Origin of the sequence: Streptococcus sp. DD11 (genome assembly GCF_001578865.1) — a bacterium.
Lineage (GTDB): Bacteria > Bacillota > Bacilli > Lactobacillales > Streptococcaceae > Streptococcus > Streptococcus panodentis.
In genome coordinates this window covers 243,640-258,605 of the sequence record NZ_KQ969393.1, presented here as the reverse complement: position 1 = coordinate 258,605, position 14,966 = coordinate 243,640, and the positions used below count along the sequence as shown (strand labels likewise).

The 14,966-nt window shown below is 46.3% G+C and carries 19 protein-coding genes and 1 pseudogene; 2 read left to right on the top strand and 18 right to left on the bottom strand.

Annotation, left to right across the window (positions count from 1 at the left end; genetic code table 11):
• The 6 genes from STRDD11_RS04555 to STRDD11_RS14880 form a co-directional block, all read right to left on the bottom strand.
• Positions 1–736, bottom strand: a 736-nt coding sequence (locus STRDD11_RS04555; protein WP_164828376.1) for a sugar phosphate nucleotidyltransferase, incomplete at its 3' end; no start/stop codon positions are given.
• 125 nt (positions 737–861) lie between these two features.
• Entirely contained in the window at positions 862–1,656 is a 795-nt protein-coding gene (locus STRDD11_RS04550; protein WP_128835833.1) for a hypothetical protein, read from the bottom strand.
• 302 nt (positions 1,657–1,958) lie between these two features.
• Positions 1,959–2,549 (bottom strand): GNAT family N-acetyltransferase, encoded by a 591-nt coding sequence (locus STRDD11_RS04545; RefSeq protein ID WP_128835832.1) that lies wholly within the window; start codon positions 2,547–2,549, stop codon positions 1,959–1,961.
• The gene (locus STRDD11_RS04540) at positions 2,512–3,177 is read right to left on the bottom strand and encodes a PadR family transcriptional regulator (protein WP_128835830.1); all 666 of its coding nucleotides are present in this window, start codon (positions 3,175–3,177) and stop codon (positions 2,512–2,514) included. Before STRDD11_RS04540 ends, STRDD11_RS04545 begins: the two co-directional genes overlap by 38 nt.
• Positions 3,178–3,275: 98 nt before the next feature.
• A complete protein-coding gene (locus STRDD11_RS04535; protein WP_128835828.1) occupies positions 3,276–3,719 on the bottom strand; it encodes an ASCH domain-containing protein in 444 nt (147 codons plus the stop codon).
• A gap of 88 nt (positions 3,720–3,807) precedes the next feature.
• Positions 3,808–3,942, bottom strand: coding sequence for a DUF7716 domain-containing protein (locus STRDD11_RS14880; RefSeq protein ID WP_277592701.1), 135 nt, complete (start codon positions 3,940–3,942; stop codon positions 3,808–3,810).
• A gap of 26 nt (positions 3,943–3,968) precedes the next feature.
• Between STRDD11_RS14880 and STRDD11_RS04530 the strand changes: the two are divergent.
• Together STRDD11_RS04530 and STRDD11_RS04525 are read left to right on the top strand one after the other, a co-directional pair.
• Positions 3,969–4,232, top strand: a pseudogene (locus STRDD11_RS04530) (transposase); the annotation flags it as partial.
• 186 nt (positions 4,233–4,418) lie between these two features.
• Positions 4,419–5,108 (top strand): DUF6796 family protein, encoded by a 690-nt coding sequence (locus STRDD11_RS04525; protein ID WP_032909682.1) that lies wholly within the window; start codon positions 4,419–4,421, stop codon positions 5,106–5,108.
• An 81-nt stretch (positions 5,109–5,189) separates the two neighbouring features.
• On the opposite strand, the gene STRDD11_RS04520 is transcribed toward STRDD11_RS04525, so the two are convergent.
• From STRDD11_RS04520 to STRDD11_RS04465, 12 genes are all read right to left on the bottom strand, one after another.
• A complete protein-coding gene (locus tag STRDD11_RS04520) occupies positions 5,190–5,933 on the bottom strand; it encodes a GNAT family N-acetyltransferase (RefSeq protein WP_128835826.1) in 744 nt (247 codons plus the stop codon).
• A gap of 2 nt (positions 5,934–5,935) precedes the next feature.
• Complete coding sequence (locus STRDD11_RS04515) at positions 5,936–6,901, bottom strand: glycerophosphodiester phosphodiesterase family protein (protein ID WP_128835824.1); 966 nt, start codon at positions 6,899–6,901, stop codon at positions 5,936–5,938.
• A 9-nt stretch (positions 6,902–6,910) separates the two neighbouring features.
• Entirely contained in the window at positions 6,911–7,609 is a 699-nt protein-coding gene (locus STRDD11_RS04510) for a 3-oxoacyl-ACP reductase (protein WP_128835821.1), read from the bottom strand.
• Positions 7,602–7,838, bottom strand: a complete 237-nt coding sequence (locus STRDD11_RS04505) for a DUF2829 domain-containing protein (protein ID WP_128835819.1) — start codon at positions 7,836–7,838, stop codon at positions 7,602–7,604. The genes STRDD11_RS04510 and STRDD11_RS04505 overlap by 8 nt, the downstream gene beginning before the upstream one ends.
• A 16-nt stretch (positions 7,839–7,854) precedes the next feature.
• Positions 7,855–8,313 (bottom strand): GNAT family N-acetyltransferase, encoded by a 459-nt coding sequence (locus STRDD11_RS04500; protein WP_128835817.1) that lies wholly within the window; start codon positions 8,311–8,313, stop codon positions 7,855–7,857.
• Positions 8,314–8,324: 11 nt separating this feature from the next.
• On the bottom strand, positions 8,325–8,753 hold the full coding sequence (locus STRDD11_RS04495) for a GNAT family N-acetyltransferase (protein ID WP_128835815.1): 429 nt from the start codon (positions 8,751–8,753) through the stop codon (positions 8,325–8,327).
• A 79-nt stretch (positions 8,754–8,832) separates the two neighbouring features.
• Entirely contained in the window at positions 8,833–9,780 is a 948-nt protein-coding gene (locus STRDD11_RS04490) for a S41 family peptidase (RefSeq protein ID WP_128835813.1), read from the bottom strand.
• 143 nt (positions 9,781–9,923) lie between these two features.
• Complete coding sequence (locus STRDD11_RS04485; RefSeq protein WP_128835810.1) at positions 9,924–10,184, bottom strand: hypothetical protein; 261 nt, start codon at positions 10,182–10,184, stop codon at positions 9,924–9,926.
• A complete protein-coding gene (locus tag STRDD11_RS04480; protein ID WP_128835808.1) occupies positions 10,181–11,596 on the bottom strand; it encodes an amino acid permease in 1,416 nt (471 codons plus the stop codon). The genes STRDD11_RS04485 and STRDD11_RS04480 overlap by 4 nt, the downstream gene beginning before the upstream one ends.
• A gap of 66 nt (positions 11,597–11,662) precedes the next feature.
• Positions 11,663–12,487: a DUF1129 domain-containing protein gene (locus tag STRDD11_RS04475; RefSeq protein ID WP_128835805.1), complete on the bottom strand. Its 825-nt coding sequence runs from the start codon at positions 12,485–12,487 to the stop codon at positions 11,663–11,665.
• On the bottom strand, positions 12,484–12,807 hold the full coding sequence (locus tag STRDD11_RS04470) for a PadR family transcriptional regulator (RefSeq protein ID WP_128835803.1): 324 nt from the start codon (positions 12,805–12,807) through the stop codon (positions 12,484–12,486). Before STRDD11_RS04470 ends, STRDD11_RS04475 begins: the two co-directional genes overlap by 4 nt.
• Before the next feature lie 156 nt (positions 12,808–12,963).
• Entirely contained in the window at positions 12,964–14,958 is a 1,995-nt protein-coding gene (locus tag STRDD11_RS04465; RefSeq protein ID WP_128835801.1) for an ABC transporter permease, read from the bottom strand.
• Positions 14,959–14,966 lie beyond the last annotated feature (8 nt).

Sequence of the window (14,966 nt, the reverse complement as noted above, 5' to 3'; positions counted from 1 at the left end):
CTTGGTTAATGCGGCGGCGCATCACGCCTTCTGCTGTTGCCAGAGCCACTCGGTCGTTGACTCCCAGACTCTCATCAAAGTCCGCCAAGGTATAGGCGCCGACCTTTTCTCCATTTTCCCGGAAAATGCCAATCACATCCGTAATATAGTATTCCCCCTGAGCATTGTCCGTATTGATCTTTTTCAGGGCTTCAAAGAGACGCTCATTGTCAAAAATATAGGTCCCTGTATTGATTTCTTTGATTTGCTGCTCAAAGTCAGAGGCATCTTTCTGCTCGACAATCTTCAGTACTTCGCCATGCTGGTTGCGGACGATACGCCCGTAGCCGAAAGGATTGTCCGCTTCTGCCGTCAGAATGGTCGCTACATTCTTGTGATTGATATGAAAGTCGATTAGATGTTTCAGGCTGTCACCCGTAATCAAGGGGGTATCACCAGCGATGACCAGCGTCTGACCGGGGAGACCTGCCAGCACCGGCTCTGCCATCCTAACCGCATGACCAGTCCCCAGCTGCTCTGTCTGACGGACAAACTCTGTCTGGCCGGAGAGGACCTGCTCTACCAAGTCTGCTTTATGGCCGACCACGGTCACCGTCTTTGCAGGCTCAATAGCGCTGACGCTGCGGAAGACATGCTCCAGCATCGAAATCCCTGCCACCTGATGCAGAACCTTGGGCAGGTCAGATTTCATACGGGTGCCCTTGCCGGCAGCTAAAATAATCGCATAATTTGTCATAGTCTTCTCTTTTCTGTAAGGTATCACCATTATTATATCACTAAAAGGTAATTTTTAAAAATCAAAATCAGGCTGGAGGTGAAAAAGGCAGCCGCAGAGCCCTTTCCCATCAAAAAAATCAGCCATTAAACTGCTGATTTTGCTTCTTTTTCTTTGATTTTATTGGGAAGGCGGACTGTCGTTTTGCCATAGTCCTTGAAGACGGCCCGCTGCTTGAAGTGGACCAACTCGCCATCGAGGGCAGTATCCTGGTCCAGTTCCAGTTCCATATCAATGGACTGGATCGTCCGGCTCTTGGGGTCTACCACAAAGGAAACCTGACACTGCTCAATACCGATGGATGGATCATAATGCTCATCATTATAGGCATAGTAGAAGGCATCAATCAAGTCATAGGCCAAATCATCTTCTGCTGTGACTGAAAACTCATAACCGTTTTCCACCTTTTTCTTGGTCAGTTCTGACTCATTATCTGCCATAGCTTCCAGCAAGGCCTTAAAAGAAGAGATTCCCGAATAGCCATCGATATATTGCCGCGCTTTCGTATCATCAAGCGTCTCAAAACCATCCTCTCCTTCTAAATACATCCGATCCTCACTGAAATAATGGGTCAGCTCCTGATCATCATAGCTTTCATAGAGCTTGGCCAAGTAAGGCGATTCTGCAACGGTCAGCTGCTTCACTGTCTTGGCTTTTTTGAGCCGGCCGTCTTCCAGATTGGTGGACTCGGACTGCCGGTCCATGTAGAAACTGTCCTGATCGAATTTTTCCAAGGAGGCACCCAACACAGCAGGCAGCTCAAAGCGCGACTCGAGAACTTCTGCTATCCCTCCGGGCTTAAAGTAAGTATAGAGCGCGGTCCCGCCAATCAGCACAGAACAGACACAGCCATAGATGATAAAAAAATGAAGCTTCTTCAAACCCAACCTCCTAGAGATTCTCTGTTATTTTGCAGCTTTTATTATAAGCTTTTTTGACCTTATTTTCAATCTTTTTCAGAAAAAGCTTTGGCAAACTGATAAAAAAACGAGGCTGAGACAAAAGTCCTTCAGCCTCGCTTTATTTTGGTAAAAAACTCTTGACGCGGCAGCTGTGGGAGTGAAAAGGTTTGGGGAACCTTTTCAGCTTGAGCTTAGAAACAAAAGAGTGCAGGGAACTAAATTTTTAAAAATTTAGTTCTGTCCCACCGCCCTCCGCACTTCAGCCAGATTCTGCGATCAAATCAGGCTTTTCTGTCAGCCAGTCGCTCCATCCAGATAAATTCTTTGAAGTCTTTTAGAGGATTGAGAAAAGGCTTCTTTTTTCTGGCAAACTCCCGAAAGCCCAGCTTTTGGTAGCAGCGGATGGCAGCTTCGTTGCTGTCCTTGACATCCAGGATATAATCTTTGAAGCCCGCCAGCTTCATGCTTTCTTTCAGCATTTGCCGGCCCAGCCCCTGCCCCCGGTAAGCAGCAGCGACTGCCACATACTCGATATAGCCAGTGGTCGCAGGAATCTTACCTGGCTTTTCGAAATCACTGAAACCTAGGCTCAGGAAAAAAACTTTAATCCGGCCAAAGCGCTCAGCCAACTGCTGTCTATCCAGCTTAGTGGCTCGGCCATTCGCATCCGAAATGGCTAAAATACCAATAATCTGCCCAGCTTGCTCAGCGACATAAAAGTACTTGATTTGCAGCACTTGCTCCATAAAGTCAAGAACAAATTCTCTGCCAAACTGCTTAACGAAAGCAGAAAAATCATTGTCATAGGCAGTGACAATAGTGCTGGCAATGGTTTTACGGTCGGATTCGGCCGCTTTTCTGATCTTTACCATACGAAACCTCCTTCTTTTCTTCAGCCAGCTGCTGGCGCAGTTTCTTAAACCAGTCTAACTGGAAGCGAGCGGAGTCCATTCCAAACTCCAAGGTCTTGAGCTCAAAGTAAGCAACCTGAGAAATGCTCTCGGCTAGGCTGCCGGTCTGGCTGATCTCCATCAGGTTTTGAGCCAGCTGCTCCTTCTGCTCCAAATAAGCCTGAATCACCGCCTGCTCCTCAGCCAGCTGGATACCCTCTTTGACCTGCTTTAATTTGCTCAGCTCGCCCTCCAGACCCTCAATGGTCTGATTCAGCAGGTCCATCTGCTCCCTCCTAGGAAGATAGCCCATAAAGAGAAATTTCCCCAAATCCATATTTTTGGTTTTGCCCATATCAATGGGAGTTTTAAGCCAGTCTAAAAACAACTGCCGCCCAGCGGGGGTAAGAGCGTATTCTTTTTTCATTTTTCCTTTCTCGACATACTCTGAAAAAGTCACTGCTTCCTGCTGGGATAGTTTTTTCAAAGCAGCTTGGATACTGCCCAGACTGTCGCTGCAGATACTAGTGAAATTCTGGCGAATGATCTGGCGAATCTCATAAACCGTGAAATGTTTTATCATGAGCAGACCTAAAATAAGTTTGTCCATTGCTTCCCTCCATTATTCTTATATACCTAATAGTAATATTTTTATTAAAGTTTGTCAAGAAATTATAAAAAGTCTATCAAATCTGATAGACTTCTGGACTAGTCCAGCGGATAGACTTTCCGAAATTCTTCCAAGACGACACCGGTCTCTTCTGAAAATTCCAAGCCGGCTTCTGCCAGCCATTCGGTAAAGAACTCCTCATGCACCTGCCGCCAGTAAGCAAGGCTGCGGTCGCCCTCACCTTCTTTGAAAGCATGGTCAGCTGATACTTGGTTAAAGGGAACAACTGTAACTTTAGTGATTTCAATGATGCAGACAGCCCTGCCCTGACTGTCCAAGATGACATCAAAGGTGCCGGCCTGCGGGATCGGCTCCTGGTCTACAGCATAAAGCTCATAGGCCGAGGCCGTCGCTGTCTTCTGACCACGCAGCACCAGCTCGGCCAGCTGGTCTGGCTCTGCGCCAAAGGCCCAGGCATCCATTTGGTCGCCGATGCTGGGATTGAGTTTCTTGTATATCTGCCACATTTCTTGAGGGGTCATGCTTGTTCCTATCTTTCTAACATAAAAATAATTCTTTCTGAAACTGCTTCCTGTAAGGCCGCCTGTTTATTTTAGTTTACAAAAATCCTTATTCAAAATCCATAAAGCCATCATGCTCATAATAGTAAATCAGAGCCTGTAAACACTCTTGATCAGTCACTTCTGCTTTCTGCTCCATGACTGACAAGAGAACATCCGCAAAATCTTCACCGTAATAAATCAACTCCAGCTCCTGCTCCCTTACTTGTCTTTGGACTCATTGAAGATACCATTTCTTATGTAAATCCTATTTTTCAAACTGTTTTTAAGACCTTCTTGAAAAACAAGGATAAGATCCTGAACGCACTGGAACTGCCCTACTCAAACACAAAACTAGAAGCTACTAACAACCTCATCAAAGTCATCAAGCGAAACGCTTTCGGATTTCGGAACTTTGACAATTTTAAAACTAGAATCCTCATCGCTTTGAACATCAAAAAGGAGAGGACTGATTTAGTCCTCTCCAGATTATAACTTCTCATCAACCCACTACAGTTGACAAAGAGCCCAAAAATCAAACATTTCCCACACTTTCTGAAATCATTTCATCCCCTTACATAGAAAGCAGACACCATTTTATAGCCTCTAGGCATTTCGAGACTTGCTTCCGTAACAAACCTTTGGTAAAATGCTAGTAACACAAGTCTAAAGGAGGCGCTTATGACTCAAAAAACGATCCGTCGCTGGGCTCCCTGGTCTATTTTAGGAAGCTGGCTGATTTATGTTGCAGATATATTGATTGCTATCTCTGACGGTTTTGGAAAGGGATTTTGGCAGCACATGCCTGATTTAGCAGCTTGGAAAGTTGATTTTGCAGGCTATGCCTTACTTCTTTTCCCGCTTTTAGGAATGGGCGTCTATATCCTCTCTATCGGGCTGAGACAAAAATGGCTAGGAATAGTAGGAGCTTGGATTCTCATGACTGTCTGTGTTTTCCTCCACACCAGCTATTTCTATTTTGCCGCCACTTCGCGGCTGTATGCCCATAATCCCTCTGCCGATATTGCAAAATTACTAGAAAGCTTTTCAATAGTGAAAAATAACTTTCTGCTTATTTATTTCGTACTTATGGCTGTACTTCTCCTATTTATTGTTATCCTCGTTTTGAGTAAGAAAACGGCTTACCCGCGCTGGTTTGCCCTAACAACTCCCTTAACAGGAATTCTCCTTAGTCGGCTACTCAGCGCTATTGCACCAGCCCTTCGCGAAATGCTTTCTCCTATTCTCATTCCCGCCTTTTGGTTTGCTTTAATGATAACAATAGCCATGATTTTTGCCCTAAAGGACAAAAACTTTACCAACAAGGAAGCAAGTAGCTGTCCTGAAAATTCAGTTCTCCATTTTCCTTAGCATACAAACAGAAATCATCATCTAGCTCTTCCGACTTTACAGTCTCAATGATGTCTTTTAAGGAATAGCTTTGGTTTTTCTTCATTGGTCAAAACTGCCTTTCCATTCATAAGCCCGATAGGCTCCCAAGAGCTGGTAGCCCAGACTTTGTGCGACCTTCTTGGAAGCTTCATTATGCGCATCCCAGAGCGGGAAGACCGAGCGTTTTTGACTTTCCACAATCATGGCAGCGCCTAGAACTTTGGCCAGCCCCTGCCCTTGGCAGGCTGGTTTGGTGGCAATTTCAATCTCAACAGCCCCATGATAAGTCAGTCCTGTTGAGACGGCTGCGATGATCTCCTCCCCTAAGCAGAGTACAAAGCCAAAGCCGCCTGCAGCTTGAAAATGAGCAAAATCTGTAAAATCGCCTTGCAAATCATGGGACCAGCTCTCCTCGGCCAGCAGCGTGTAGCTATTCTCCTCAATCGGATAAAGCTGAACATCTGCTGGTAAGCTGCTCTGCCATTTCCCCAAGGTCTCTGCATCGAAGTCTGCTCTGTCCGCAAAGGCATAGCGGGTAAACTGGTGCAGCTGGCTCTGGCTGTCCAGAAACTGCTGCCAGCTGGGCTCCTCGGAGATAATGATTTTATCCGCCAGACCGCTCTGGCTGCTGTAATCCTGCCAAAACTCCGGGTCCGCCTGACCAGCCGGAAAGAGGAAATTCCCCAGCTGGTAGAGGGCTGAAGTCTCAGCGGTATTCGTGAAAATCTGTCCAAGATCCGCTTGCAAACCATAGCGAACCATGTTTTTGGACCAAGAGTGAAAAAAAGTATGCTTTTTATTCATGATCAGTCTTCTTTCAGATGCAGCTCATTGATTTTATTGGTCCAGATATAGCCCCCAAATTCCTTAGGGACCGATTCTAAGCTAGTAACATCATCAAAGCCAACCGATAAGTCAGCTCCTCCAGCTGTTAATTCGACCCGAGTATTGACCGATTCCATTCTATCCATAAATTTATAAGGCCACCCCCATAAGAATTTGGCGTATTTCAAAGGAATTCGCAGCTCAGCATTTTTCATTTCCTCCGGAATGTAGCCTGTAAATCCCAGCAATTCATATTTGATAAGTGCCCGAATCATGCTTTCTTTGGATAAAAGCTTGAGGCTGCGGCTCTGACTGCGCAGCCAATTAACTCCTTCCTCACTTGCTCCGCAGACACTGAGTTTATCCAGCCTTTCAGGTGAGAGCGTTTTTAATTTTCGCCACAAGACTTTATAGGTTTCTAATTTCCCGTCTTTGACCTCAATCACAAACTCCTTATCAGGAAACCTTTCCAAGACTTCGTCCATGGTCGGCATCTGGCCGACTCCCCTGCCCCTAAAAGGGTAGTTTTTCCCGCCATCAGCCGTATAGCCGTAGCCAATGTCCATCTTTTTCAGCTGGTCCATGGTGTAATCCTGAACCTCGCCCTTGACTCCGCACTTGTATTCCAAAGTCGAGTCATGAAAAACCGCCAGCTGCTTGTCTTTGGACAATTTCACATCGAACTCCACGGCATCCGCTCCTAGGTCAAAAGCCGCCTGCATGGATGGGATGGTATTCTCAAGATAGGGATGTGCAGGCGGGTCAATCATGGCGGCCGTATTGCTGTCCCAGTCCGCTTTCGATTCATCGAAGGTCTGCGCCAGTCCTCGATGGGCTAGAATTTTATAATCCTGCCCCTCCCGATGAGAAAAGAGACCTGTATTGTTCAGCCAGATCAGAAATAGCAGAGCGAGGCAAATCAGATATATTTTTTTGCGTTTAAACATTATATTTCCCTACTTCAAACTCCAGCCGCCGTCAATCTTGAGTATCTCGCCCTGCATGGCGGCGGCCTTGCCGCTGGCCAGAAAGAGCGTGACATCCGCTACTTCCTGCGGGTCCAGCCAGCGCTTGATGGGGGTCTCCTCAGCCACCCAGTCTGCCAGGCCGCCCGGTTCAAAGTCTGCGGCCGTCATAGACGTCCTGACAGCACCCGGAGCCAGGCCAAAGACCTGAACTCCTTGCGCTGCATAGTCCAGTGCCAGCTGCTTGGTGAAGCCGGCTAGGGCATGCTTGGAAGCGGTATAGGCTGCGCCGCCCCCGCCGGCCAGAAAGCTGGCAATGGAGCACATATTGATAATGATGCCGGCTTCTTTTTTCACCATTTTCTGCAGGTAAAAGCGGGTGATTTTCATAGCAGCCGTCAGGTTGACCGCAAAGATCCGCTCCCAGTCGTCATCGCTGGTCTCCAGCAGGGACCGGTAATCATCCAGCATGCCGGCTGTATTGCAGAGAATATCGACCTCGGGCAGCCAGCTGAAAAGCGGGGTCAAATCCCCGGTTACATCCAGCTGCAGAAAGCGGAAATCTCCCGGAAGTTCAGGATTGTCCCCCTTATCCAGACCATAAACGCGCCAGCCATTTTCCAAAAAAGTCTGCGCCTGAGCCTGGCCGATACCAGAGCTGGCCCCGGTCACCAAAACCGTCTTAGTCATGGACTTCTACCCAGTCGTCAGCCAGCACATCGCAGGGGGTCGGACTCCACATGGAGAAGCCCTCTCCCTCGCCGGATACATTGATGAGGAAGTAGGGTGTCACCTCAAGCGCTACGCCATTTTGCTCGATGGTGTCAAAGAGCTGGACGTAATTCTCCGCCCCGCCCCAGCCGGTGCGGACATATTTCTTCTTGGCCTTAAGGCCCGGTAAAATTTCTTCAAATGTCATGGTTTGCTCCTTTCGTTTAGAGATCCTTCTCCATCTCCACAAAGAGATGAATATCGCCATTGCTTTCCTTGGGAACGCGCCTCACTGCTGCAAAGCCCAGATTGAGATACAGCTTCTGGGCTCGCTGGTTAAAGTCAGCGACGGATAGAGTCAGTTTTTGGACGGAAAAATTCTCACGCGCAAAATCTAGGATTCCCTCTAAAAAGGCAGCACCCTGCCCTTGCCCGCAATGCTCTGGTTTGAGTCCCAGGCCTAATTCCAGGCTGCCTTCCCCACTGGGGATCAGACAGAAAAAGCCATAGAGAGCACCGTCTTTCAGAACCTGATAGTAATGGCCGCCCCGCTTCTCTGGTGATAGGATTTCTTCGTAGTCTTCCGGGTCATTTTTCATATCGTAAAAGTCATAGGGTTCAGGATAATGCCAGTCATTGGCAATTTCCAAAGCATGGCTCTGACTAAGTAGTTCGATGTTCATTCTTTCCCCCTTCAAAAATTCCAGTAAAATCGTTTCTGGTCATCTTTTTCCAAACAGCCCAGCGAGCGGTAAAAATCATGGGCTTCGGTTCGTGAGATGCCCGAATTGATTCGAATGCCTGTGTAGCCAGCAGCTACCCCCTGCTCACGGAGCGCCTGCATCAAAGCTCTGCCATATCCCTGCCCCTGAGCTTTCGCATCAACAGCCAAGGCCAGCAGATTGAGCAAGGGCGGAAAATAAAGGCAATCGTAGCTAGCCGCATGAGCATAGCCTATGACTTGACCATCATCCGTCTCAGCCGCTAACAACAGGTGCCGGCTGTCCGGCAAAAGACGCTCCAGCTGAGCTCTTGTCGCCTCAAGATTGAAATCATAGCCCAGCACCTCCGCATTAATCTGCTGGATAGCTGCCGCATCAGTCAGCCTCACTGTACGAATCATCTGTTCCACCTCATTTCTGCCTATTATTATAACAGATATGGCCAAAAAAGAAACCCTTGTATCAGAGTCTCTTACTTTATTATTTTGTATTCAGTTGCTCTTTTAGCCAGCCTTGAGCTTTTTCTAAGGGCTGTTCTGTCTCGACATCAGGCAGTATAGCTTCATTCTCATAGGTTTTTCCAGTCCGATCCAAGATTCGTGAAGTCGTCAGCTGCAAACTTGCTCCATCATAGAGGGAATAAACTTGGTTGCCGCTTGTGTAGCCTGCTGTCGGCTGTCCAAAAATTTTCACATTTTCCAACCCCTTAAAGGCCAAGGCGGCCATTTCACCAGAACTGCCTGTCTGGTCATTCACCAAAATCGCTATCGGAACTTCCTTCGGCTCCTCCTCGGTACTGTCCAGCCCGCTCTGACTGAGAATTTCTGACCGGGACACCGGAGTTTTACTGCCGTTTCCATAGTCAAATTGGAAGAGTTCTTCATCTGGCAACAGTGAGGACAGGCCAGCAAGCATGGGGTACATGTTTCCGCCAGTATTGTCTCTCAGGTCCAGGACGACTGCCTGATAATCATCCTTTTTCAAAGCTCCAGCAAGCTTGTCTGCATAAACTCCCGCTGCTTTCAAATCACCTGAAAAGGCAGGCAATTTCAGATAGAGAATCCCAGCTTGATTTTCTGTCTGAGGCTGATTTTGACTTTCTGGTCCGATTTCGGGATTTTCTTCAGGACTGTAAAAATAAGAATGCTTTCCACCAGCCTGCTGGGTCAACTCTTTCAAAATCGGATAGGTATCCTGATAACTTTTGGCTCCTTTAAGCTTTTCCAACGCTGCTGCCTTCTGCCGCTCCCAGTCCTCACTTGTATAAAGTCCAAAATCAAGCTTTCTAATGACCGAGCGCGCATAGGTCTGGGGATTGGGCGGGAAGAGATAAACATTATACTCTGGACCAAAGTAGGCAATCAACCCCACTAGAATAGCCGCCAAAAGCAGCACCGTTCCCAAACAGCCAAGTAACACTTTTTTCATCCTCTACCACACCTTTCTTAGTCATATGATATATAAGTATAACAAAAGGCAGATGCTCATTCAATAGCTCTGCCTTACATTTCTTATAGTTAATCTTACATTTTTGTAAGATTGATTTAGCTGCCCCAATCTCATTCAATCATCTACTTCCACCGCTCACTTTTGGACAGGGCAATCATCAGACCGCTGCCAGCCAGAAGGCCCAGGATGCCAAGGCAGATAAATTTCATAGGATAGAGCCATTCCTTGTTTTTCTCATGCCAGGTAGACTTCCAGAGCCTAATATAGTCACCGGTCATACTTTCGGGCTGGTTGAGCTGGACATGGATGACAAAGATCAGCAGGGGAACAGCAATCAGCCCCAAGACAATCAGCCAGTTTTTCTTCTTATCCGTTAACCTCATGCCTGCTCCTCAACTTCCTTTTTCAAATGGATTTCCGAATGCTGGTAGCCATAGCCAAAGTACAGCAGTATTCCCAGCAGCAGGGCAATCCCAAACGCCAGCCAGGTCTCTCCAGTGTACTGGGTCATAAAGGACAGGCAGATGATGATGGACAGGATAGGGGTCAGGGGGACCAGAGGCGTTTTGAACTCGCCTTCCTTGGGCTGTCCCCTGTCCTTGCGCAGCTTGAGAATAGCCAGCGCCAGCAAAATCAGATAAGCCAATGTGCAGATATTGAGAAAGGAAGCGATGCTGGCCAAAGGGAAAATCCCTGCACAAACGGCGGAGACAATTCCTACCAAAATCGTAGCATTCTTGGGAACGCGGCTGGTCGCCGTCAGCTCCTTAAAGGACCGAGGCAGGAGGCCGTCACGGGCAATGCTGTAAATCATCCGCGACAGGGCATAGGTCATGGAGATGCAGACGGTAATCAGGGTCAAAATGGCCACCATGGATACATAGTTTGCCGCCCAGCCCAGACCGATACTGCGAAGAGCAAAGGCCACCGCATCAGAAACACCGAGCTTGCTGTAATGGACAATCCCGGTCAGGACCAGCGTTACCAAGATATAGAGAACGGTCACGATGGTCAAGGACAGGACAATTCCGCGCGGTACATTCTTTTGCGGTTCTTTGATTTCATCGACCGACATGGAAATGGACTCAAAGCCCAAAAAAGCAAAGAACATGAGCGAAGCACCCGCCATGATACCGGTCTGGCCGCCGTATATCTGACCAAAACCGAAGGGGGCAAAGTCGGACCAATTTTCCGGCTTGATAAAGAAAAGACCAACCAGAATAAAGAGAGCTAAGGCTGAGAACTTCAGCACGACCAAGGCTGAGTTAAAGCGCAGGGCTGCCTTGGAGTTCAAAAGGACAACCCCTGTAACAAAGACCAAGACCAGAATAGGCAGCAAGTCCACATAAGTACCTGCTTTTGGATTGAAGGTACCATTCAGAGCTGCTGGCAGCTGGATACCAAAGCCGCTCAGCAATCCTTTCAGATAAGAGCCCCAGCCAGAGGCAACACCTGAGATAGCGGTCATGAACTCCATGATGGTCAGCCAACCGGCCAGCCAAGCAGGAAATTCCCCCAGAACCGCATAAATATAACTGTAAGCTCCGCCATTAGCCGGAATCCGTGAGGCAAACTCAGCGTAAAAAAGGGCCGAAATACTCACACAAAGCGCTGAAATGACAATCGAGACGGTCAGAGCTGGCCCAGCATATTTGGCCGCTCCAGTCCCTGTAATAGTGAAAATTCCAGTTCCTACCATGGCTCCAATACCAAGCAAAATCAAATCAGGAATTTTTAGATGTCGCCTCATACTAGTTCGTGACTTGCTAACATCTTTTTTACGAAAAATATCCATTATCATCTCCTCAAAAATATAGACGGTTCATTATATCACAAGTTTTGGCATTTAGAAACCGCAAAATTATTTCCGACCTTGCTTCCAACTATAAAAATAGAAAATAAGAAGCGATAGGCAAATTAGTCCGATAGGCAGAGCCACTGTCCATAAAGGATCTGTAATCTGCATTCTGTCTGACCAACGTTTAAGTAATCCAACTAGGAAAAGAGCAACAATCGGGATAAGCATCATTCGAAATAGAGCTTCTTTTTTGCTTAGAAAGATGGAAATAAGACTAACTAGGCTACCTAAAAGAATGACATCCCACGGCCAAGAGATGACAAAACCACCTACTCCCACCAAACTAGTTTCTGCTCCATATCTAAGTAAGACAGCCAGTATGATTGTTAAAGAACTAGCCAGCCATAATTGCCACTTTTTCCAATCTTCATAAATAGTCTTAGCCACTAAGTAAAAAATCACTTTTACAACTACCAGCCCTAAAACTGTATCACTAAGGTAAACTAGCGGAGCGATTTGCAAATAAGATTTACTGGCAAAACTACTTAGGAGACGGAAGAAGACCAAAATGGCCCCCACCATCAAACTGATTTCGAATACTTGTCGCCTACTGATCCTAGGACTGTCTTTAACTAGTTCATCTGCCATTGCTTGAGGATTTTCACCGAAAAATTCTTGAGCAGTAATTCCATCCTTCTCAGCGTCCGAAAAATCCAGTACCATCTGATATAACTGTTCACGAATAGCCCCTTCGTCATGAAACAAAGAGGACGAAGCCATATAAACAATTAAATCATCAAAATAGGCTTTATTTTCAGGTTTTAAGTTCTGGACTGAGTCATTTGTTTTTTGAATGAGTTCCTGAATATTGTTTTTTTCCTGTTTCATTTGCTTTTTCCTCCTCTGACATTTGTGACATTAGTCAGCAGCCCTTCCCATTGTTGCCAGAACATTTTCAGATAGAGTCGTCCTTCCTTGGTCAGAGAAAAGTATTTCCTATCTGGTCCTTCTGGTGATGCTTTGAGCCGACTCCTAATGTAGGTTTTTTTCTCTAATTTCTGAAGTAAGGGATAGACTGTCCCAGCTACGATATTAAATCCTTTTTCATTTAATATTTGAATCAATTCATAACCGTAGATTTCTCTTTGCGAAATGATTTCCAAGACACAGCCTTCCAAGATTCCTTTTAACAGTTGCGTTTGTTCCATCCTCTCTCCTTTCATCTAATTTCAAATTTCTCTGTGAAAATTGACATCAACTAATATGCAATACATACTAGCTTTCTTACACTTAGTATAACACACTTTCACTACTTTGTAAAGCATAATAGCTGTATAAAAATAGAAGTTGGCAAACCCAACTTCTTACATTGAAATGATTTTACGATAACTACGCGATGTAATCGCAAAGACAATAATGTAGCTGATAAAGAAAATAGCACAGACTCCCAAGGTTACTGCTAACATTAAACTTGCATTGAGCACGCCCAACATCTGTAAAATGAGACTGAGCATATGGTAGGCAAAGGCCAGATGGACAAAGGCGAAAATCAGAGGCAGGAAGAAGACCGTCTGTACTTGCTTGCGGATAGTCTTTCTGATCTGCTGCTCGTCCAAGCCGACCTTCTGCAGGATGACAAAGCGCTCGCGGTCCTCGTATCCTTCGGAAATCTGCTTGTAGTAGATGACCAGCACCGTTCCCATCATAAAGACAACGGAAAGGAAAATACCGATAAAGAACACACCGCCCAGCATACCATTGATCTCACGCATGCCAACAACGCCAGTTTCGCCGTGTACACCGCCTGCACCTTCCGGCAGGGACTGGTTGTAGTCCGCCATTTTCTTTTGATAAATTGTATCCAACTTAGCCTTTTCATCTTCTGAAGCTTCAATATCCAGACTACCATAGAGTACAGGATTAATAGCTTGCTGCTCCATCTGCGGAGCTAAGAGTTGACTAGGATCCTTGGCGACCAGATACAAGCCTTTAGGCACTATGATATTAAACTCATCCGGAATCTTATTATAGACAAAATCTTCTGTCAGGACTTCCTTGACCATCAAGGTCTGACCAGCCAGCTGCAGGGGCTGTTGAAAGTCAACATCTGCCCCCTTATTAAAGGCAGCCACTTCATTTTCCTGCAAATCCAGCTCCCTGCCAGTCAGCTTCTGGTAGTCCTCGCTGGAGAACATCAAGATATAGGTGCTGGGTGTAACAGCCCGTTGACCCTTGGGATAAATATCCAGCTGGTTGCCCTTCTGATGCTCAACGCCCATGGAGTAAAACTGATAGGTCTCCTGTTGCTTGACCTTCAGCTGATTCTCTGCTACAAACTCTGTCAAGACCTGATCCAGCTGTTCTTTTTTTGCATTTACACCGCCATTGATAGAGAAATCATGCGGAAACATAAGTTTCTGCATAAATTCCGCGCCAGAATAGATGTTCATGCCGGCAGAAAAGGTCACTAGAACCATTGTCGATAGGATGGAAATAGTAGCCAGCCCCACTGCATTTTTCTTCATACGGTAAATAAGATTTGAGACGGAAATCATATTATTGGGCTGGTAGTAATACTTTTTGTTCTTTTGAAGAAGCTGCAGAAAGACTGTAATACCAGCGTTAAAGAGCAGGTAGGTTCCTAAAATGACTAAGAGGACTGCTCCAAAAAAGATGAAGATTGCTTCCATAGGATTCCGCACAGTCTGAGCCAGATAGTAGCCGTAGAGCAGAGCTGCCAGGCCAATAAAGGTCTGTGGCAGTAAAAACCGGCTCTTCTTCTCTCCGCTGGCCTTTTCCTTAGACATCTTCAGGGAATCAAAACGCAGAATTCGCCAACCATTAACAAAGACCAAGCCTGCAAAAATAAAGCCATAGAAAATAAAAACAAGAATCAAGACCGGTAGCTGGAAAGTTGAAACCAAAACCACCTTGGTCCCCATAAGCTTGAGCAGAAAGGCATAAATCAGCTGGTCAAAGAGAACACCAATAGTCAGCCCCAAGCTTACAGCCACTAGCCCGAAGATTAGTAGCTCAATAAAGGTCATAACAAAGAGATGGCGCTTATTAAGCCCCAGCATGCCATAAAGCCCCAGCTCCTTGGAGCGGTTTTTCATAACAAAGCTATTGGCATAAAAGACGATGATCCCGGCTGTGATGTTCACGATGACGAGCCCTAGGATTAAAACAGCTATAATCGAACTAGCCCCTGTCATTTTGGATAGATTGGGATTAAAAGCCAAGGAGTTGAAAATATAAGAAATGGCTACAGCCACACAGGTAGCCAGTGCAAATGGATAATAGAGACGGCGGTTCTTAATCAGATTGGATACCGCCAATTTTGCTGCTAATCGAAACACTAGTCCTT

What these genes read in the sequence shown, in the direction of transcription:
- STRDD11_RS04535 (WP_128835828.1), bottom strand. Translation starts at nt 3,719, where the DNA reads ATGACCCCTCAAGAAATGTGGCAGATATACAAGAAACTCAATCCCAGC.
- STRDD11_RS04525 (WP_032909682.1), top strand. Translation starts at nt 4,419, where the DNA reads ATGACTCAAAAAACGATCCGTCGCTGGGCTCCCTGGTCTATTTTAGGA.
- STRDD11_RS04500 (WP_128835817.1), bottom strand. Translation starts at nt 8,313, where the DNA reads ATGAACATCGAACTACTTAGTCAGAGCCATGCTTTGGAAATTGCCAAT.
- STRDD11_RS04470 (WP_128835803.1), bottom strand. Translation starts at nt 12,807, where the DNA reads ATGGAACAAACGCAACTGTTAAAAGGAATCTTGGAAGGCTGTGTCTTG.
- STRDD11_RS04545 (WP_128835832.1), bottom strand. Translation starts at nt 2,549, where the DNA reads ATGGTAAAGATCAGAAAAGCGGCCGAATCCGACCGTAAAACCATTGCC.
- STRDD11_RS04480 (WP_128835808.1), bottom strand. Translation starts at nt 11,596, where the DNA reads ATGGATATTTTTCGTAAAAAAGATGTTAGCAAGTCACGAACTAGTATG.
- STRDD11_RS04540 (WP_128835830.1), bottom strand. Translation starts at nt 3,177, where the DNA reads ATGGACAAACTTATTTTAGGTCTGCTCATGATAAAACATTTCACGGTT.
- STRDD11_RS04495 (WP_128835815.1), bottom strand. Translation starts at nt 8,753, where the DNA reads ATGATTCGTACAGTGAGGCTGACTGATGCGGCAGCTATCCAGCAGATT.
- STRDD11_RS04475 (WP_128835805.1), bottom strand. Translation starts at nt 12,487, where the DNA reads ATGAAACAGGAAAAAAACAATATTCAGGAACTCATTCAAAAAACAAAT.
- STRDD11_RS04515 (WP_128835824.1), bottom strand. Translation starts at nt 6,901, where the DNA reads ATGTTTAAACGCAAAAAAATATATCTGATTTGCCTCGCTCTGCTATTT.
- STRDD11_RS04505 (WP_128835819.1), bottom strand. Translation starts at nt 7,838, where the DNA reads ATGACATTTGAAGAAATTTTACCGGGCCTTAAGGCCAAGAAGAAATAT.
- STRDD11_RS04510 (WP_128835821.1), bottom strand. Translation starts at nt 7,609, where the DNA reads ATGACTAAGACGGTTTTGGTGACCGGGGCCAGCTCTGGTATCGGCCAG.
- STRDD11_RS04490 (WP_128835813.1), bottom strand. Translation starts at nt 9,780, where the DNA reads ATGAAAAAAGTGTTACTTGGCTGTTTGGGAACGGTGCTGCTTTTGGCG.
- STRDD11_RS04520 (WP_128835826.1), bottom strand. Translation starts at nt 5,933, where the DNA reads ATGAATAAAAAGCATACTTTTTTTCACTCTTGGTCCAAAAACATGGTT.
- STRDD11_RS04485 (WP_128835810.1), bottom strand. Translation starts at nt 10,184, where the DNA reads ATGAGGTTAACGGATAAGAAGAAAAACTGGCTGATTGTCTTGGGGCTG.